Below are 18,419 nucleotides of genomic sequence, written 5' to 3' on the forward strand. Positions count from 1 at the left end.
ACCCCGCTCGGGGCGCCGCGATTCATCAATGGGCCGGCAACCGAACTGCACCCATACCCGTACGCTGCGTAATGTCCGCATGTGGTGAGGCGATTCACAGTCCGTAATCCGGCTTACCGGACATGACCGGTTTGCCATATCTAACTCCGCCTATGCGGCGCTTGTCGCCTTGATGGGTGACACGCCATTCCGGTACGCAAATGTCCGTTACCGCCGGTAACGATGTGACGAAAATCCTCGCCAGTTAGCCGTGTGAATACACTGCGGTCATCCGGTTGGAGAGAATGATCCTCCCAGCCGCCCCTAGGCTGTCTTTTCGGACAGTTGACGCTTGGTAGCGGCTTGCTACGTTGGTCGACAGAAGCGAAAGCCCTACGCTTCTTGCCGCCAGATTTACCGATCGAACCGCTTTGCCGCCCCGGGAAGGGACCGACATGGAGTTTTCGACGCCCACCGCGAACACGAGGGGTGACGGAGGATCGTCACCGACCGTGAGCGTGGTGATTCCGACCCTCAACGAGGAGCGCAACCTCCCGCACGTGTTCGCCAAGCTGCCGGCGAACATCGACGAGGTGGTTCTGGTCGACGGCGGCTCGAAGGACCGGACCGTCGAGGTCGCGCGTGAGCTGCGCCCCGACGTCGTCGTGGTGCACCAGACCCGTACGGGCAAGGGCAACGCGCTCGCCTGTGGCTTCGCCGCCTGCACGGGCGACATCATCGTGATGATCGACGCCGACGGCTCGACCGACCCGGCCGAGATCCCGCTGTTCGTCAAGAAGCTGACCGACGGCGCCGACTTCGTGAAGGGCAGCCGGTTCAACCACGGCGGCCACAGCCACGACATCACCAAGCTCCGCAAGCTCGGCAACGACGGGCTCAACCTGGTGGTCAACGTCCTGTTCGGGACGAAGTTCACCGACCTCTGCTACGGCTACAACGCGTTCTGGCGCACGGTCGTGCCGGTGCTCGACCTGCCCGACACCAAGCTGCCCAAGAAGACCGACGGCACCAAGCACTGGGGCGACGGCTTCGAGATCGAGACGATGATCAACATCCGGGCCGCGGTCGACGGGATGAAGGTCGGCGAGGTCGGCAGCATCGAGCACCGCCGCATCCACGGCGAGACCAACCTCAACACGTTCCGCGACGGCTTCCGCGTGCTCCGCACGATCTTCAGCGAGTACGGCCGGATGCGCAGCCAGAAGCGCAACGGCGAGCGCCGCCCGGGTGGCGTCATCGTGCACCAGCAGCCGGGCAGCCGGGCCCACGGCGTCAAGCCGGCCGCCGAGCACGCTCCCGAGCCCGAGGTGAGCCGTCAGGGCGACGAGGTCGGCGCCGTGAGCACCGACATCAAGCCCCTCAGCTAGAGCCCACTGCGACCCGTCCCCACCCCTCGCTCAGGAGACGCTTCCCGTGGAACCCACCCCCCTCGACACGACCATCGTGATCCCGACCCATACGGAGGAGCGCTGGTCCTCGCTCGTGCGGACGGTCGCCTGCGCCAAGTCGCAGGTGCCCGAGCCCGCCGAGGTCGTCGTGGTCGTCGATCACAACCCCGACCTGTTCCGCCGCATTCAGCGGGACCTGCCGGGGGTGACCGTCCTCGAGAACGCCTACGCCAAGGGCGTCTCCGGCAACCGCAACACCGGCGCCTTCCACGCGAAGACCGCCCTCGTCGCCTTCATGGACGACGACATCACGGCCGGCCCCGACTGGCTGGAGCGGCTGATCCAGCCCTTCGGCGACCCGACGGTGGTCGGCACGGGCGGGGGCATCATCCCCGCCTGGGAGGGTCCTGAGCCCCGCTGGATGCCCGCGGAGTTCCTGTGGGCGGTCGGCGGCTCGTACGCCGGCATGCCCACCGAGACCTCCCCGATCCGCAACGTGTGGTCGGCCAGCATGGTCGTGCGCCGGGAGACGTTCGACGCCGTCGGCGGCTTCCGGGTCGGCTTCGGCAAGCTGGGCGACCGCAACCGCCCCGAGGACACCGAGCTCTGCCTGCGGATGAGCGCGCACAACGGTGGCCACTGGATGTACGTGCCGGGCGCGATGATCCGGCACGAGGTGCCCGCGAACCGCTCGACGTTCCCGTGGTTCGTCAAGCGCTGCTACGCCGAGGGCCGGGGCAAGGTGCAGATGGCCGGCCTCGACGACGGCGGCAGCGACACGCTGGGCGCCGAGCGCTCCTACCTGTGGTCGCTGCCCAAGGCGGCGCTGCGCAACCTGGGCGCCGGCCTGACCGGCAAGGGCGCCGACAACTTCCTGCGCGCCGGGGGCATCGTCGCCGGCGTGGCCGCGGCGGGCTGGGGTGGCGTCGTCGAGACGATCGCCGCCAAGCGCGCCCCCAAGACCCCGAAGACGCTGGAGACCGCCCGATGAGCGCCGACCTCGGCCGCAGCGTGATCCCGGCGCAGCGCACCTCCTCCCCGGACGACGCCCTGCCCGGCATCGTCCGCGACCTCGAGCTCTCGCAGCCGCTGCCGACGATCCCGGCCGTGCAGCCCGACGGCCGCCGCGCCGAGCAGGCCTGGCTGCTGGTCCGGCTCTTCTCCGAGCCGCTGGGCGCCCTGCTGCTCGACGTCCCGCAGGCCGGCCTGCTCCCCGCCGACCTGGCCCGGGCGGTCGAGGCCGAGCTGGGCGAGGCCGTCCGCAAGCGCCTCGGCGACGGGCCGGTGCCGCTGCACGGCGTCAACCCGGCCAGCGAGCCCGAGTTCCTGGCCCGGCGCCGGGCCGTGCTGACCACCGCGCCGCACATCACCGTGGTCGTCTGCACCCGCGAGCACCCGGTCGAGCTGACCAAGTGCCTCGACAGCCTGCTGGCCATGGAATACCCCGCGTTCCGGGTGCTGGTCGTCGACAACGCGCCGGTCAGCGACGCGACCGCCGAGGTCGTGCGGGCCGCCGCCGCCCGCGGCCCGGTCGACTACATGGTCGAGCCCAAGGGCGGCCTGTCGTTCGCCCGCAACGCCGCCGTCAAGGCCGCGCCCGGCGAGATCCTGGCCTGGCTCGACGACGACGAGGTGGCCGACCCGCACTGGCTGGCCGAGGTCGCCCGCGCGCTGCACGAGCGCCCCGAGGCCGACGTGGTCTCCGGCGTGATCGTCCCGGCCGAGCTCGAGACCAAGGCGCAGATCTGGTTCGAGCAGTTCGGCGGGCACAGCAAGGGCCGCGGCTTCAAGCCGGACGAGTTCGGCCCGCACACCAAGCACATCCAGAGCCCGCTCTACCCGCTGCCGCCGTTCGGCACCGGCGCCAACATGACCTTCCGGCCCGGCGTGATCGAGCGGATCGGGTTGTTCGACACCGCGCTCGGCGCCGGCACCCCGGCCATGGGCTCCGAGGACACCCTGGCCTTCACGCAGGTGCTGCTGACCGGGGGCACGATCGTCTATCAGCCCTCCGCGATCACCCGGCACTATCACCGGCGCGACCTCGAGGGCCTGCGCAAGCAGATGGTCGGCTACGGCACGGGCCTGGTGGCCGCGTACACGAGCCTGCTGGTCTCCCGCCCGGCCCTGATCTTCCCGCTGCTGCGGCTCGTGCCCAGCGCGATGAAGGACATGACCGGCAAGGACACTGCCCGAACTGCGACCATCCGCGAAGACTTCCCTCAGGAACTGCTCTCGGCGAACCGCCGTGGCATGCTGGCGGGTCCGCGAGCCTACTTCACATCCCGGCGCGCAGCACGGGCTAAGGTACGCGCCGCACACAGTCAGGCTTAGAAACACGCGTCGCGGCCGCGTCGTGACGTACACGGAGGACGGGAACACATGCAGCAACGCTCGCCCGACATGCCGGACCGCCCGGACGCCACAGTCCGGATCGTGCTCGGCGCCGCCGGCGAGGCCCAGCCGGCCCCCGACGCGACCGCGGTGATCTCCACTGTCGACAAGGACGCGACCACCCGGCTCGAGGTCGGCGACAAGACCGTACGGATCCCGATGGGCCCCGACGACTCGTCGCAGACCCGGTTCATGCCCGCTCCCGTGATCACCACCGGTGGCTCGTCGGCGCTGGCCGAGGAGCCCGCGGCGGCCGCCGATCACGAGTCCGGCGCCGACCACCGGCCCGAGTTCGCCCTCGTCGGCATCGTCACCGGCGTGCTGGGCCTGCTCGGGCAGGTCGTGCCCGAGGGCCCCGGCCGCCTGATCCTGTTGCTCTTCCTGGCCCTGCTGGGTCCGGGCGCGGCCGTGATGTCGGTCGCCAACGTGCGCAACCGCCTGGTCTCGTGGGCGCTCGCCGTGGCCGGCAGCCTGGCCACGATCACGCTGCTGTCGTCGCTCACCCTGTGGCTGCGGGTCTGGGAGCCGACGGCCTGGCTGAGCGCGCTGGCCGCGGTCACGATCGTCGGCTCGGCCATCCAGTTCTTCCGGCTCACCCGGGCCAAGGTGCCGCTGATCCTGGGCCGGGTCGGCAAGCCGTACGACAAGGTGGACAACGGCCTGGCGCTGGGCGTCATCCCGTTCGTCACGCTGGCCGCCGGGGTCGGCCTGTGGGTCCTCGCGCTGGCCCAGATCTCCCCCGACCAGGTCGGCCTGTACGGCTTCAGCGCCGCCCTCGGCGTGCCCTTCGTGGTCGGCATGGTGCTGCTGTTCATCGGCTTCGCGGTCGAGCTCTTCGGCCGGGCCCGCCCGCTGGTCATGGCGGCCCACCTGATCGTCGTCCCGATCGTCATGCAGGCCACCGTCCCGCTGCTGGACGGCACGATCGAATACGCGTGGACGTACAAGCACATCGGCGTGGTCGACCTGATCCGCGAGAACGGCTCGCTGATCAGCGGCAGCGACATCTACCAGCAGTGGCCCGGCTTCTTCGCCGCGGTGGCCGGCCTGTCGCAGGTCTCCGGCGTCGACGGGCTCTCCTTCGCGGCCTGGTCCTCGCTGCTGTTCGCGCTGGTCACCTCGCTGATGACGGCGGCCCTGCTGCGCCAGTTCACCAAGGACCGCCGGGTCATCGCGCTGGCCGTGCTGCTCTTCCAGGCCTGCATGTGGGTCGACATCGGCTACTTCTCGCCGCAGGCGCTGGTCTTCGCGCTGATGCTGGCCTTCTGGGTGATCGTGACCCGCTGGCTGGTGGGCGCGCCCGAGATCAAGGGTGAGCCCAAGGGCAGGATCGGCCGGCTGCGGGCCTGGGCCGTGCGGGGCATGCCGGCCCGGATCGAGACCGACGCGCGCACCCGCCGGTTCGCCGCCCTCGGCGCCACCGGGCTGTTCGCCGCGATCATCGTGTCGCACCAGCTCACCCCGGTGCTGATGATGGTTCCGCTGTTCGCGCTGACGATCCTGGGCATCCTGCGGCCGCGCATGTTCCTGGCCGGCCTGGTGGCGATCATGCTGCTCTTCTTCGTGCCCCGCCTGGGCTCGGTGAACAGCCAGTACAGCCTGTTCAGCTTCGACCTGCTGTCCAACGCCTCGGGCAACTCGGCCAGCTGGAACACCCCGGAGCAGGAGTTCTCGGCGACGGTCTCGCGGGCCCTGGCCATCGGCGTCTGGCTGGCCGCGCTGATCGCGATCTTCCTGACCCGCAAGAAGCTGGGCCGGGTGCTGGTGCCCGCGCTGATCGGCTTCCTGCCGATGGTCACCCTGGTCGCCGGCAACTACGGCGGCGAGGCGATCTACCGGGTCTTCGCCTTCTCAATGCCGTTCGTCGGGCTGCTGATCGGCGTGCTCTGGGCCGGCAAGGGCCGGCGCGGGGTGCCCGCGATGCTCGCCTCCGGCGTGATGCTGACCGTGCTGCTGCTGGCCGGTCTGCAGGGCCTGCAGGGCCAGCTGATGGTGCACCAGGTGCGGGCGACCGACATCGAGGCCGCGCAATACTTCTACGCCAACGCCGAGCCCGGCTCCGGCCTGGTGCTGGTGGCGCCGAACTTCCCGACGAAGCTCGAGGCCAACTACGGCGACTACAACAAGGGGCACGTGTCGGTCGACATCTCGCTGATCGGCGACCCGCTGTTCACCGGCAACCTCAACGGCTCCCGGGTGCCCGACATCGAGACGTACATCCGCGACATGAACTACCCCACCAACTACCTGGTGGTCAGCGACGCGATGGACGACTACGCCGACTACTTCGGCACGGCCCAGGACGACGCGATGTCGTCGCTCGACGCGGCCCTGCGCGCCTCGGCCAACTGGCAGGTCTTCTACAACGGCCCCGGCGTGACGATCTTCAAGCTGGTCGGCGCCGCGCCCACGCAATAACCAAGCGACAAGATCAAAGACCCGCTTCCCGTACGGTCGGGAGGCGGGTCTTTTCGCATGAGTGAACGTGCTTTTCGTGCCCCGTGTCCGGATAGCCTCTGGGTGTGAAACTGAAGTTCAAGCTGGGCCGGCCGCAGATCATCGCGCTGGTGATCGCGGGCCTGGCCGTCGTGGCCCTGATCGCGAGCCGGGGCGGTGACGGCGGCGACCAGGGTCCGGGCACGCTCGACAACGCCGCCGTACGCGCCTGCGACCAGTTCGCGGCGGGTCAGGGCGCGGCGCGCAGCAACTCGGCCCGGCTCTCGCTGGCCGACAAGGTCACCGCCGAGGCGGCCAAGAGCGACAACGACCCCGTACGCACCCGGTCGATGGAGCTGGGCCGCAACGCCGACGAGGGCAACGCGGCCTGGCGTACGGCCTCGGGCAACCTCACCCGGGCCTGCCAGGAGGCGGGCTGGAGTGCCCCCTAGCGCTATCGCTTGAGCGTGGAGGCCTTGTCGAAGCCCGTACGGCTGACCCACTCGTCGTACGGGACCGAGGCCTCGGTGAAGCTGCCGTTGAGGATCGAGAAGTTGTTGTCGCCGGTCTCGTAGTTGTTCTTGTCGATCGTCATGTTGGGCGAGGCGCCGCCGTCGATCTGCAACCGGAAGATCGGCACGCTGTCGTTGCGGGTCACCGTGTTGCCGTTGATCTTCAGGCCCTCGATGCTGCCCGCGAAGTCGCTCCCGGTGGCCAGCAGGAACGTGAACTTCTTCATGTCGGCGAAGGTGTTGTTGCTGACCGTCATCCCGGCCGCGCAGCGCAGCACCATGCCGGTGTCGTTCTCGAACCCGGACTGGGTGCCGCCGATCGCCTTGTTGTCGCTGAAGACGTTGTTGGCGCAGCCCCCGCCGTTGCCGGTGCCGGTCTCCATCACGCCGTCGTTGGCCTCGAAGGTGTTGCCGGTGATGGTGACGTTGGCGGCGTCGTAGATCTCCATGCCGCCGCCGTCGATGCCGTAGTCCTCGGACGGGCCGTGGTTGCGGCGCACCGTGTTGTTGCGGAAGACCGGGCCCGGCTTGGCCGTGAGGAAGGTGGCCGACAGCCCGTACCCGCCGAAGTCGTCGCCGTCCTGCTTGGTGTTCTGGATGATCCGGTCCTGGTCGTGCACGTCGTTGCCGTCGACCAGCACGCCCCGGCCCCCGCCGGTGACGCCGATGCCGGCCCCGTTGTTGTGCACCTTCGAGCCGGTGACCCGCACGTCGTTGGAGTCGGTGACGAGGATGCCGTAGCAGCCCACCGGCAGGCCGGCCGAGTTCTCGCCGTGGCTGTCGCGCACGGTCACCCCGCGGATGGTCACCTTGCTGGTCTTGTGCACGCGGATGCCGCTGCCGTGATCGCCGTTGATGTTGACGTCGGCGTTCGGCTTGGGCACGCACTTCTGCACGGTCAGGTCGGCGATCGTGGTGCCGGTGGCCGCGACCAGGATGCCGTCGCGGACCCCGGCGACCCCCTCGACCGTCGCCTCCTCGCCGGGGGCGCTGCCGACGGTCAGGTTGGGCCGCGAGACCGTGAACGGGGCGTACGTGCCCTCCCGGACGAAGATCTTGGAACCGGCCGGCGCCACCTCGACCGCGTGCGAGATCGACTTCCACGGCTTCTCGGGGCTGCCGTCGGCGTCGTCGGAGCCGCGGGTGGAGACCCAGAGGCCGGGCCCGGCCGCCTCGACGTCGGGCGGGCCCTCGTAGAAGTAGGCCCGATAGCCGGCGGCCGCGGTGCCGCCCAGCAGCAACACCATGAGCAGCCCCAGCCAGCGGCGGCGGGTGCCGGCCGGAGCGCGGTGACTGGAGCGCTTCGACCGGTGATGCGCTCCGCTCACCCGGTGAAGACCGGGTCGTTCGACATCGCCTTGTAGGCCGCCAGCGAGGCCGCCGTCGAGTCGATCCGCCAGTTCTCCCGGGAGGACGGGTGCGTGTCGGTGTCGAACCAGACCGACGCCCCGACCGCCGGGTGCGCCTTGATCCACTCCTGCAGGTCGCCGATCCACTCCGGCTTGGTGCTGCCGCCGCGGTCGACGACCGAGACCTCGGGGATCATGATGGGCTTCCGGGAGGCGTAAGTCGCGTAGAACTCGTCGAACATGTCGCCCGGGGATTGGGTCTGGGCGAAGCCGGAAATGCCGGCCCAGTCGACGTATTCATCACCCGGATAATAGTTGCTGAAGTGGTTCCAATCCTCGCCGGGGCGCGAATTCCAGTTGGGACTCCAGACCCAGGCCACGTTGCCCGCGCCCTGCTCAGCGAAGATGCGGTGGATCCGGCGATATGCCTGGATGTAGCCCTTGGTGTCCTTGTTGTTGGCGGGTCCGCCCCATTTGTAGAAGTCGCGATTCATGTCCCACGCCCAGCGCATCAGCGTGGGCCGTTTGCGCTGCGCCATACGCTTGCCGGCCCGCGCGATGAGTTTGTCGGCCGCGCCGCCGTTGATGTCTTTGTACTCCGGGCCGCGCCACGAGATCATCAGCGTGCTCTTCGTCGACACGTAGCCCAGCGAGACCGGCAGCTGGTCGGTCCACGAGTAGTACCGGTGGACGATCCGCTCGGCCCGCCCGAGCTGCCGGCGGCGCAGATCGATCCCGGCGCTCGCGCCCATCCCCTTGAGATCCACGTACGCCCCGAGCATCACCTTGCCGTGCTCGAAGGGCACCGCTCCCCCGCCCTCGGTCACGGGCGGGGCGGCGGCCGCGTCACCGCTCGCCGAGGGCGGCGCGTGCGACACCACGGGCGCCACGGCGTCGTTCGACCTGTACGTCTCGCAGCCGGCCAACGGGACCGCGGCCAGGGCCCCGGCGCCCAGGCCGAGCAGGCTCCGGCGCCTCATGTGAGGTTGCGCCCGAACGTGCGAGCCACCTTGCGGACCACGCGCCAGCCCGGCTGCGCGAGCTGCTTGACCTTGGGGAGCAGGCCCGCCTCGCCGTGCTTGACCAGCTCGACCAGGTCGGCGCCGCTGTGGTCGGGGGTGGGCTGCAGGCGGGGCACGGCGAGCCGCTTCTCGCCCGGCGTGTGCAGCCGGCGGCCGACCTCGGTGGCGTTGTCGTAGCCGTTGGCCGCGACGAGATCCCGTACGCGGCGGCTGTTGTATCCGTGCGGGTAGGCGAACGACCGCACCTTCGTCTGCAGCCGCTGCTCGAGCTCGTCGTGGCTGCGGGTGATCTCGTCGCGCAGCTGCTCGGGCGGGAGGACGTCGAGCGGGTGGTGGATCAGGCTGTGGTTGCCGATCTCGACGCCGGCCGCGGCCACCTCGCCCAGCTCGTCCCACGTCAGCATCGGCCCGAAGTCGGGTGCCCACTGGCCGAGCCAGCCCGCCGTGCCGCCCAGGTGACCGACCGACGCGTACAGGGTGGCGCCGGTGCCGGTCTCCCGCAGGATCGGCACGCCCTCGGTCAGGAAGTCGCGGTAGCCGTCGTCGAACGTGACGGCGAGCAGCTTCTCGGTGCTGCCGGCGGCCAGCAGGTCGAGCGCCTCGGTCAGGCCGACCAGGCGGTAGCCCGCGGCGCTCAGTGCCGTCAACTGCTCCCTGAGCAGGGCGGGCGGCACGGCGAGATCGCGCATCGGGCCGCCGACGGCAGACACTGAGTGGTACATGAGTGCCGGCAGAGTGTCCCAGCCCGGCCTCGTCGTCGTCGTCACGCGGTCGTCCTCGTACGGCTTGTGGTCTGAGGTTCCACGCTAGGCGGAACCCTTGCGCAGGGTTGCGGTTTCTCCTCTTTCGTCCCTCTGCCGAAAGTCGTAGCCGAAGTCCCGCTCCGGGCAGAGGCGCGCAGGGATCCCCACCCGGAAGGGTGAAGGCTATGACATTCGATCCGTTGCGCTGCGCGGAGGCTACTTGTCAGGCGGCCGTCGTGCTAGGGGCAACCTTGGTTCCGGCCGCCTGGCCGGCCCTCGACGGCGCCCTGACCACCGTCCTGGCCGTGATGTTCGTGGTCATCTCGGCCGCGATCTATGCCCTGCACGCGGTCACGTTCGACGCGTTCCGGCTCACCCGGCACCGTGACCGGCAGATTTTCTCCACCGGCACCCATGACGAGTGAACCGTGGGATCGCCTCGCCCGTACCCCCGGTCGACGACGGTCCTTCACCACCCGGGGGCGACGGGATATGTTCCGATTGATCCAGATGCAGGCCGAGAGCGGCATTCCTCGCATAAGCGTGGCTTCCGATGGTTACGCCAGCGCCCGGACCGCGCTCACCCGATATCGCAGCGCCCCCGCCGCCTATTTCGGGGTGGGCCGCTTCGACCACGAGGGCACCCTGGCCGAGATCATCCTCGACCGGCTGTGCGGCCCGCTGGGCGATTGCCCGCGCCCGGCCACCCTCGTGCACGCGGCGACGTATTACCGGCTCTGTGAGACCTGCGCGGCCGGGCTCGACGTGCTCACCGTGCCCGAGCTGGCCCGGCTGCTCGGCATCGCCTGCCGGCTGGCCCCGGTGCCGGCCCGCGCCGGGCGCCACGCCGCCCCTGAGGAGCCCTCGCCTGCGGGCAACCGGATCGCCCGCGAGTTCGCCAACCGGGTCGACGACCCGCACTGGCGCCGCGAGCTCTGCGCCGAGCTGGTGCACACCCCGGGCGCGGTCAACGGCCTGCTCATCGGCGTGGGCGCGCTGACCCACCGCGACGTGCTCGACCTCTATCCGCGCCTGCGCTCGCTGGCCGACGAGCTGCCCTCGACCGTACGGGAGGAGTTGTCCCGGGCCACGACGCGGCCGCTCTCCCCCGCCGGGGTGGCCGGGCTGCGTCTCGGTCTAGGCACTCGGTAACGGAAAGCTGCGCACGGTCCCCTCACCCGGACAGTCCCCGCACGTCGTCACGTAGGCGACGCCGTTGCGGATGGTCAGCCCCGACGGCGCCGACAAGCCGGCCGAGGCCACCGTCGCCCGCCGGCCGTGCCGCTCGACGCGCACCAGCGCCCCGGTGCGGTCGCCGCTGAGCAGGCCGTGCTTGGCGATCTCGAGGACGTAGAGCCCGCCCGGCCCCCAGTCGAGGTCGACCACGGCGGTGAACCCGCCCGCGTACACCTGCGGCGGGTGGCCCGGCACGACCCGCCAGACCCGCGCCCGGCCCGGCGGGAACGGGAAGCCGGTCAGCTCGCCCACATAGAACGCGCCGTCCGGCCCCATGGTGACCGCGCTCGGCACCGGCGGCATCCGCACCGGCCCGCCCCGCGGCGTCCCGTCGGGCAGCCGGGCCGGCGCCGGCACGACCCGGCTCGGGAACGACGCCACGGTCGTCCGCCGGCCCCGCGGCGTGAGCCGGATCAACGCGTCCCCCTCGGTCACGTAGACCCGGCCCCGCCGATCCACCGCGGAGTCGAACGGCCCCGCCGCGACACCGGTCTCGATCGGCTCGACCGGCGCGCTCACCAGCGTGGCCGCCAGCACGGCAGCCACGATCGATCCTGTGATCATGTGCTTCCCCCGTTTGCTTCCCCCCGCACCGGTATAGGGCCTTTCCGCCGCCGGCGGGCCCTCTGAGTCGTCGATCCGACCGGTTACGGTGATCGCCATGACGCTCACGTTCGACGCGCTGGTCGCCCGCGCCCGCGGCCTGGTCGCGGGTGGCCGGCGCGCGGTGCTCGGCATCGCCGGGCCGCCCGCCGCCGGCAAGACCACGCTGGCCGAGGAGCTCGTGGCCGCGCTGGCGCCCGCGCCGCCGGACGGGCTGACCGCGGGCGCCTGGGTCGCGCACGTGCCGATGGACGGCTTCCACCTGGCCGACGTCGAGCTGGTGCGGCTGGGCCGGCGCGACAGCAAGGGCGCGCCCGACACCTTCGACCCGCTCGGCTACGCGGCCCTGCTGCGGCGGCTGCTGGCCGACGAGGACGAGATCATCTACGCCCCGGGCTTCGAGCGCGTGATCGAGCAGCCGATCGCGGGCGCCCTCCCGGTCTTCCGGGACGCCCGGCTGATCATCAGCGAGGGCAACTACCTGCTGCTCGACGACCCGGCGTGGCGCCCGCTGCGCGAGCTCTTCGCCGAGGTCTGGTACGCCGACCTCGACCAGCCGGAACGCCTGCGCCGGCTGATCGACCGGCACGTGCGCTTCGGCAAGGACGAGACCACGGCGATCGAGTGGGCCACCGGCACCGACGAGCGCAACGCCGTGAAGATCGCCGCCACCCGGGAACGAGCCGACCTGATCGTGCCGGCCGGACTTATCCACAGGGTCGGCAGCCCGCCTTCCTGAGGTGTCATAGTTCTACGCGTGTCTGTGGGTGAAGCAGTCGAGACCGAGCCGAGCCGCCGCCGGCCGGGGCGCGCGATCCGATTCGCGCTGACCATTGGCGGGGTTCTGCTGCTGCTGTTCGGCGTGCCGTGGTGGACGCTGGTCGGTGCGGGCAACGACTGGCCGACCGGGGTCTTCGTGGCCGGCACGGTCGTCTTCGCGGTCGCCCTGGTCGCGTTCCCGTTCCTGATGTTCCTGGGTCACGGCCCCCGGCACCGCGACGGCCCGTCGGTCGTGGCCGACACGACCCTCGGCGTGGTCTGGGTCCTGTTCGTCTGGTCTCTCATCGGCCAGCTGCTCGTCGTGGTCCTGGCAATCGCCGGCGTCGACGGCCCGGCCCGCTCCCGCATCGCCACCGTGGCGGTTCTGGTGATCTCGCTGGTGCTGCTCGTGTGGGGCACCGTGGAGGCCCGGCGGGTGCCGCGGGTGCGCCGCGTCGAGGTGGTGCTGCCCCGGCTCGGCGCGGGCCTCGACGGGCTGCGCCTGGTGCTGCTGACCGACACGCACTACGGCCCGATCGAGCGGTCCCGCTGGTCGCGTGGGGTCACCGAGGTGGTCAACACGCTCGACGCCGACGTGGTGGCCCACACCGGCGACATCGCCGACGGCGAGGTGGCGCAGCGCCGCAGTCAGGCCGCCCCGCTGGCCGACATCCGGGCGGCGCTGGCCCGGGTCTACGTGACCGGCAACCACGAATACTTCAGCGGCGCCCAGCGCTGGGTCGAGCACATGGCCTCGCTCGGCTGGGAGGCCCTGCACAACCGCCACGTGGTCGTCACCCGCGGCGGCGACTCCCTGGTGATCGCGGGCGTCGACGACCGTACGGCGGCGGGCTCCGGCGTCCCGGGGCATCACGCCGACCACGAGGCCGCCCTGGCCGGCGCCGACGAGTCGCTGCCCGTGCTGCTGCTGGCCCACCAGCCGCAGCAGATCCAGGGCGCCGTGGCCCACGGCGTCGACCTGCAGATCTCGGGCCACACCCACGGCGGCCAGATGTGGCCGTTCCACTACCTCGTGCGGCTCGACCAGCCGGTCCTGCAGGGCCTGTCCCGCCACTCGGAACGCACCCAGCTCTACACGAGCCGGGGCACCGGCTTCTGGGGGCCGCCGTTCCGCATCTTCGCCCCCAGCGAGATCACCCTGCTGACCCTACGAGCGGGCTGACGCGATCCGGTCGGCCGCCGCGAGCATCTGCGCGGCGACCGGCTGCAGGCCTACGGCGGTCAGCACCAAGCCCGTATTCACCCGGTCGGCCACACCCCATTCCCAGATCGCGACGGGGTCGGTGCACGAGCGGGCGGCCAGCCGATGAGCGCGGTCCCACGGGTCGCCGGCCATCAGCTCGACCGGATCCTCACGCATCAGCACGCCCAGGTCGCACTCGGGCTCGGCCCACACTCCGTCCGGGTCGACCAGCTTGAAGCCGTCGCCCGACCGCAGCGCGTTCCACTGGTGCACATCGCCATGGTTGAGCACTGCTCGCGTCGGATCGTGTGCCTTGCGGCGGCTCTCGGCAGCAGCCAACGCGTGATCCACTGCCGCTCGGGAGCAAGGGCGTCCGAGCTCCTCCCATTTGCGGGGGATGGATGCTGCGATCCACGCTGCCTGGTCGGCGCCGGACGGCACGGGCGGCGGGCCGGCGGTCGGGCTGCGCCAGACCGTGGCGGCCAGGTCGCAGAGGATGGCCAGGCGGTCGGGCTGGGGCAGGGAGAGCTCTGACATGGCGGGGCCGAGGCGTTCGAGCAGCAGGGCGCCGCGGGGTTCGTCGCAGGCCAGCAGGCGGGCGCACCCCACGCCCGCGGTCAGCCGCAGCACCGAGATCTCGTGGTGGGCGGCCTCGCCGGGGCGGGGGACGAGCAGTTTCAGGACGGCGGGGGTGCCGTCGGCCCGGGTCACCGCAAGCACGTGCGCCTCGGTGCCGTCGGGGAAGGCCGCGCCGACCGTCAGGGACCATCGTGCGGCCAGGTCGGCCACCAGCGACGGCAGGTCGGCGAGCCACTGCTGGGCGCCCGCGCCGACGGCCTTGGCCCGTACGGGGGCAGGAAGATCTTGCACAACCGCCAAGGGTGACAGGCGCCATGCCCGTCGGCCACGTAATTCCGTTGAAGACCTCCGGCCCGCGGATGAGGATGGAGGAACCCCCTCCCCGTTCAACCAGAGGACGTCATCAATGCGCCTGCTTCGCGATCTGTGGGCCACCTCGAGGCGCATGTCGGCCCTCGTGGCGGTCCTCATCCTGCTCGGTGCAGCGGGATCGGCGGGCGCGCTGGCTCTGTCGGGCCAGGTCCTCGTCAACCGGTCGATGCCCCTGTTCGGCGTGCTCGCCGCCGCGCTCGTCGCCTCGGTGCTCACCGACGTCTTCGTCGGCCTGGTCGCCGCGCGGCTGACCGCCGACTGGGCCGCCAAGATCCGCCGCGGTCTCAACCGGGTCGCCTTCGGTCAAGATCTGCCCACGCTCGAGAACACTCCGGTCGGCGAGCTGCTCGACCGGATCGACGCCGACGTCTACGAGGTCGGCTCCCAGCTGCGCGGCAGCGGGGTGCGGATCGCCCAGTCGGTGGCCGTCGCGGTCTTCTCGATCGTGACGGCCTTCTTCGTCTGGTGGCCGGCCGGCGTCGGCATGGTGATCGTGTCGGTCCTGCTCTACGTCACGATGAACAAGCCCATCCAGCGCATCTCCCCGCGCCGCATCGCCGAGGAGGAGGCCTGGTCCGACCTCGCCGCGGTGATGGAGGAGTCGATCCACGGGCAGGACGACGTACGCACCAGCCTCGCCGCGCCGTACGTGCGGCGGCTCTACGCCCAGCGCGCGGCCGAGGTGCTGCGGCGCGGGCGGCTCGTCTGGCACTCGTCGGCCCGCATCACGATGGGCGCCGGCGCGATCACCCGTACGCTCATCGCGGTTCTCGTGGTCTTCGGCGCCTGGGCCCTGATCGCGGGGCAGATCGACGGCGCCCGGCTGACCGCGGTGTGGCTGCTCGCGCTCGGCTTCGGCGGCACGCTCGAGCACGTCACCCGCATGGTGCCCGAGCTGCAGAACGCCCTCGGCGCCTGGAGCCGCGTCCAGCTGCTGCAAGACGTGCCGCAGGAGCCGACCGAGGGCCGCCCGCCGGTCGACGGCGACCTCGTCGTCCGCGACCTCACGTTCCGCTACGGCGAGTCCGACAGCGGACGCCCGCCCGCGCTCAAGGACGTCAGCCTGACCTTCGCCCGCGGCCGGTCGTACGCGTTGATCGGCCGCACCGGCTCGGGCAAGTCGACGCTGGCCAAGGTGCTGACCCGCGCGGTCGACGTGCCGCGGGGCACGGTCTTCCTGGGCGGGGCCGACCTCAACGACCTGGCCGTGGAGGGGCTGCGCCGCTGGACGGCGATCGTCCCCCAGCGTACGGAGATCCTCTCCGGCACTTTGGCCGAAAACATCGCGCTCTTCGACCCCGAGCTGCTGCCCAAGGCGCAGGGCGCGCTCGACGAGCTGGGCCTGAGCCCGTGGGCGGCCAGCCTGCCCGACGGCATCGACACCAAGCTCGGCGAGGGCGGCTACAAGCTGTCGGCCGGGCAGGAGCAGCTGGTCGCGTTCGCGCGCATCCTGGTCCGCGACCCGCACGTGGTGATCCTCGACGAGGCCACCGCCCGGATGGACCCGGTCACCGAGTCGTGGGTCCAGCGCGCGACCGATCGCCTGCTGGCCGGCCGGATCGGCGTGATCGTCGCCCACCGGCTGTCGTCGGTGCAGCGCTGCGACGAGGTGGTCGTGCTGGCCGACGGCGAGGTGCTCGAGTCGGGCCCGCTGCGCGAGTCGCGGCGCTTCGCCGAGCTGATGGCGAGCAGCGCCCTCTCCGTCCCGGCGGCGACGTCGGGCCACGGCGGGGTGCTCGTCGAGGAGGAGCGCGACTGGGACAAGGCCGCCCAGATCGAACTGGGAGCGGAGGCGCTGGCCAACAAGCTGCCCCCGGTCGACCCGCCGCCGCTGCCCGAGCAGCCGCCCGCGCGCACGATGCGCGAGATCGTCCGGCTGGCCCTCAACGACAAGCGGTACGGGCTCGGCGCGGTCTCGCTGTTCGTGGTGCTGGTGCTGCTCGGCCTGGACGGCGCGATCCTGCCGCTGCTCTGGGCCAACGTCGTCGACGGGCTGGGCGACCCGCTCTATCCGGCCATCGGCATCGCGGCCGGCCTGCTGCTGGCGATCCCGACGCTCTATTACACGGGCGCCTGGTTCCCCGAGTGGTGGGTCCGGCAGATGCTGCGGATCAGCATGCGCCTGGTGCACGGCCAGATCGGCCCGCGCCGGATCAGCAAGCACACGCCGGCCGAGGTCGTGGCCCAGGGCGGCGACACCGAGCGCGTGGTCATGCTGGCCGACAATCTGATCGACAACGCGACCAGCCTGGTGATGATCGTCGCGATGACGTGGGCGTCCGGGTCGATCGTGCCGGCGCTGTTCTTCCTCGGCACGATGGTGGTGTCCGGCCTCGCGGCGACGCTCTTCGGCCCCCGGCTGGAAAAAGCCGCCCGCCGTACGGTCGCCGCCCGCGCGGCGTTCGCCACGGCGCTGGTGTCGTCGCTGTCGGCGGCCCGCACGGTCAAGCTGGCCGGCGCGACCGAGCCGGTGCTGGCCCACCTGGCCCGGCTCGACGGCACCCGCAGCGAACTGCAGCGCCGCGAGATCGCCATCCAGGTGTGGGCGCGCTCGACGCCGTCGATCGCCAGCGGCCTGCTGCCGATCGCCGCGTGGGGGATGTACTTGTCCGGGTCGCTCTCGGCCGCGGCCACCCTCATCGCGGTGGCGACGCTGGGCGCCGCGCGCTGGTTCGCCTGGACGACGGCGTCGCTGGTCAGCCAGCTGCCGTCGGCCCGGGTGTGGACCCGCCGCACAGTCGCGATGACGGGCGTGTCGGATTACTCGTCCGACGTCTCCGGGGTCGACCTCTCGGCCGGCACGGCGCCCGCGCCCCCGACCGCGCCGCGCAACCCGCTGCGCACGCTCGAGCTGCGCCGCTTCAGCGCGGTGCACGAGAACGGCACGGTCGGCGCGCAAGACGTCGACCTGACCGTCGAGCGCGGCCAGCTCGTGCTGGTGGTCGGGCCGGTCGGCGCGGGCAAGTCGTCGCTGCTGCGCGCGCTGGCCGGCATCGTGCACCACGCGGGCGAGCTGCGCTGGAACGGCGAGGCGGTCGACGAGCCGGAGGTGTTCCTGCGGCCCAACCAGGTCGGCTACGTGGCGCAGCTGCCGCGCGTGCTCTCGGGCACGGTGGCCGACAACATCCAGCTCGGCCACGAGGTGGACGCGGCCGACGCGGTCTCGACGGCCCAGCTCGAACACGACCTGACGGCAGCCGGCGGCGGCCTGCAACTGCTGATCGGCCACAAGGGCACGCGGTTGTCGGGCGGCCAGTTGCAGCGCCTGGCGTTGGCCCGGGCCCTGGCCCCCCGCACGGAGTTGCTGATCGCCGACGACGTCTCCTCGGCGCTCGACGTGACGACCGAGCTCGAGTTGTGGCGCGCGCTGCGCTCGCACGGCGTGACGGTGGTCGGCTCGACCTCGAAACGGGCCGCATTGAGCCAGGCCGACCGGGTGGTCGTGCTGATCGCCGGCAAGGTCGAGGACCAGGGCACGTGGGAGGAACTGGAGGACCGCTGGGGCCACCTGGCGGGCTGACCCTCCCACCGAAGAAGTCGCGCGGCTGGCGGGCCGCGCGACTTTCCTGTCCGCGCAGTTCCGCGAAGCACTCACAACCGCCGACCCACCCTGACGCCCGGACGCCGACCGCCTCCCCGGTAAGTGAGTACTCACAACCTTCGCGGCCTCGTGAGTGAGTACTCACAAACATGACGGTCACGTCCGCGGGCGTGGTGTAACAGTCGGCCATCGCTGATCCGTGTGGGTTGATGTTATGCGGCGATCTCGACGGGCTGGTCGGGTTCGGTGTGTTGGCTGGTGGTGATGGGTGTGAGCCGGGC

The 18,419-nt window shown here is 71.3% G+C and carries 15 protein-coding genes; 10 read left to right on the forward strand and 5 right to left on the reverse strand.

Annotation, left to right across the window (positions count from 1 at the left end):
- Nucleotides 1-491 precede the first annotated feature (491 nt).
- The 5 genes from JKJ07_RS46720 (at nucleotide 492) to JKJ07_RS46740 (ending at nucleotide 6,670) form a co-directional block, all read left to right on the forward strand.
- Entirely contained in the window at nucleotides 492-1,367 is an 876-nt protein-coding gene (locus JKJ07_RS46720; protein WP_307834809.1) for a glycosyltransferase family 2 protein, read from the forward strand.
- A 46-nt stretch (nucleotides 1,368-1,413) separates the two neighbouring features.
- Complete coding sequence (locus JKJ07_RS46725; RefSeq protein WP_203078245.1) at nucleotides 1,414-2,379, forward strand: glycosyltransferase family 2 protein; 966 nt, start codon at nucleotides 1,414-1,416, stop codon at nucleotides 2,377-2,379.
- Nucleotides 2,376-3,722: a glycosyltransferase family 2 protein gene (locus JKJ07_RS46730; RefSeq protein WP_203078246.1), complete on the forward strand. Its 1,347-nt coding sequence runs from the start codon at nucleotides 2,376-2,378 to the stop codon at nucleotides 3,720-3,722. Before JKJ07_RS46725 ends, JKJ07_RS46730 begins: the two co-directional genes overlap by 4 nt.
- A 48-nt stretch (nucleotides 3,723-3,770) precedes the next feature.
- The gene (locus JKJ07_RS46735) at nucleotides 3,771-6,200 is read left to right on the forward strand and encodes a hypothetical protein (protein ID WP_203078247.1); all 2,430 of its coding nucleotides are present in this window, start codon (nucleotides 3,771-3,773) and stop codon (nucleotides 6,198-6,200) included.
- Between the two features lie 104 nt (nucleotides 6,201-6,304).
- A complete protein-coding gene (locus JKJ07_RS46740; RefSeq protein ID WP_203078248.1) occupies nucleotides 6,305-6,670 on the forward strand; it encodes a hypothetical protein in 366 nt (121 codons plus the stop codon).
- A 2-nt stretch (nucleotides 6,671-6,672) separates the two neighbouring features.
- On the opposite strand, the gene JKJ07_RS46745 is transcribed toward JKJ07_RS46740, so the two are convergent.
- Genes JKJ07_RS46745 through JKJ07_RS46755 form a run of 3 tightly spaced genes read right to left on the reverse strand, consistent with a single transcriptional unit; the run spans nucleotide 6,673 to nucleotide 9,811 of the window.
- Entirely contained in the window at nucleotides 6,673-8,058 is a 1,386-nt protein-coding gene (locus JKJ07_RS46745; protein WP_203078249.1) for a right-handed parallel beta-helix repeat-containing protein, read from the reverse strand.
- On the reverse strand, nucleotides 8,055-9,059 hold the full coding sequence (locus JKJ07_RS46750) for a glycoside hydrolase family 26 protein (RefSeq protein WP_203078250.1): 1,005 nt from the start codon (nucleotides 9,057-9,059) through the stop codon (nucleotides 8,055-8,057). Before JKJ07_RS46750 ends, JKJ07_RS46745 begins: the two co-directional genes overlap by 4 nt.
- Entirely contained in the window at nucleotides 9,056-9,811 is a 756-nt protein-coding gene (locus JKJ07_RS46755; RefSeq protein WP_203078251.1) for a polysaccharide deacetylase family protein, read from the reverse strand. Before JKJ07_RS46755 ends, JKJ07_RS46750 begins: the two co-directional genes overlap by 4 nt.
- Nucleotides 9,812-10,029: 218 nt before the next feature.
- Between JKJ07_RS46755 and JKJ07_RS46760 the strand changes: the two genes are divergently transcribed.
- The gene (locus JKJ07_RS46760; protein ID WP_203078252.1) at nucleotides 10,030-10,269 is read left to right on the forward strand and encodes a hypothetical protein; all 240 of its coding nucleotides are present in this window, start codon (nucleotides 10,030-10,032) and stop codon (nucleotides 10,267-10,269) included.
- 67 nt (nucleotides 10,270-10,336) lie between these two features.
- On the forward strand, nucleotides 10,337-10,996 hold the full coding sequence (locus JKJ07_RS46765; protein ID WP_203078253.1) for a hypothetical protein: 660 nt from the start codon (nucleotides 10,337-10,339) through the stop codon (nucleotides 10,994-10,996).
- On the opposite strand, the gene JKJ07_RS46770 is transcribed toward JKJ07_RS46765, so the two are convergent.
- On the reverse strand, nucleotides 10,982-11,626 hold the full coding sequence (locus tag JKJ07_RS46770; protein WP_307834810.1) for a ScyD/ScyE family protein: 645 nt from the start codon (nucleotides 11,624-11,626) through the stop codon (nucleotides 10,982-10,984). The genes JKJ07_RS46765 and JKJ07_RS46770 overlap by 15 nt on opposite strands.
- Nucleotides 11,627-11,741: 115 nt before the next feature.
- Here JKJ07_RS46770 and JKJ07_RS46775 point away from each other — a divergent pair, with 115 nt between their 5' ends.
- Complete coding sequence (locus tag JKJ07_RS46775) at nucleotides 11,742-12,422, forward strand: nucleoside/nucleotide kinase family protein (protein WP_203078255.1); 681 nt, start codon at nucleotides 11,742-11,744, stop codon at nucleotides 12,420-12,422.
- 18 nt (nucleotides 12,423-12,440) lie between these two features.
- A complete protein-coding gene (locus JKJ07_RS46780; protein WP_203078256.1) occupies nucleotides 12,441-13,625 on the forward strand; it encodes a metallophosphoesterase in 1,185 nt (394 codons plus the stop codon).
- Here the strand turns inward: JKJ07_RS46780 and JKJ07_RS46785 are convergent.
- Nucleotides 13,611-14,516 (reverse strand): aminoglycoside phosphotransferase family protein, encoded by a 906-nt coding sequence (locus tag JKJ07_RS46785; RefSeq protein WP_307834811.1) that lies wholly within the window; start codon nucleotides 14,514-14,516, stop codon nucleotides 13,611-13,613. The genes JKJ07_RS46780 and JKJ07_RS46785 overlap by 15 nt on opposite strands.
- Before the next feature lie 115 nt (nucleotides 14,517-14,631).
- Here JKJ07_RS46785 and JKJ07_RS46790 point away from each other — a divergent pair, with 115 nt between their 5' ends.
- Nucleotides 14,632-18,117, forward strand: a complete 3,486-nt coding sequence (locus tag JKJ07_RS46790; RefSeq protein ID WP_203078258.1) for an ATP-binding cassette domain-containing protein — start codon at nucleotides 14,632-14,634, stop codon at nucleotides 18,115-18,117.
- The last annotated feature ends 302 nt before the right edge of the window (nucleotides 18,118-18,419 follow it).

The sequence above is a fragment of the Paractinoplanes lichenicola genome (assembly GCF_016785085.1).
Classification (GTDB): Bacteria; Actinomycetota; Actinomycetes; order Mycobacteriales; family Micromonosporaceae; genus Actinoplanes; species Actinoplanes lichenicola.

Coding starts and splice junctions, on each gene's coding strand:
- JKJ07_RS46730 (WP_203078246.1), top strand. CDS start 2,376: ATGAGCGCCGACCTCGGCCGCAGCGTGATCCCGGCGCAGCGCACCTCC.
- JKJ07_RS46735 (WP_203078247.1), top strand. CDS start 3,771: ATGCAGCAACGCTCGCCCGACATGCCGGACCGCCCGGACGCCACAGTC.
- JKJ07_RS46750 (WP_203078250.1), bottom strand. CDS start 9,059: ATGAGGCGCCGGAGCCTGCTCGGCCTGGGCGCCGGGGCCCTGGCCGCG.
- JKJ07_RS46760 (WP_203078252.1), top strand. CDS start 10,030: ATGACATTCGATCCGTTGCGCTGCGCGGAGGCTACTTGTCAGGCGGCC.
- JKJ07_RS46765 (WP_203078253.1), top strand. CDS start 10,337: ATGTTCCGATTGATCCAGATGCAGGCCGAGAGCGGCATTCCTCGCATA.
- JKJ07_RS46775 (WP_203078255.1), top strand. CDS start 11,742: ATGACGCTCACGTTCGACGCGCTGGTCGCCCGCGCCCGCGGCCTGGTC.
- JKJ07_RS46790 (WP_203078258.1), top strand. CDS start 14,632: ATGCGCCTGCTTCGCGATCTGTGGGCCACCTCGAGGCGCATGTCGGCC.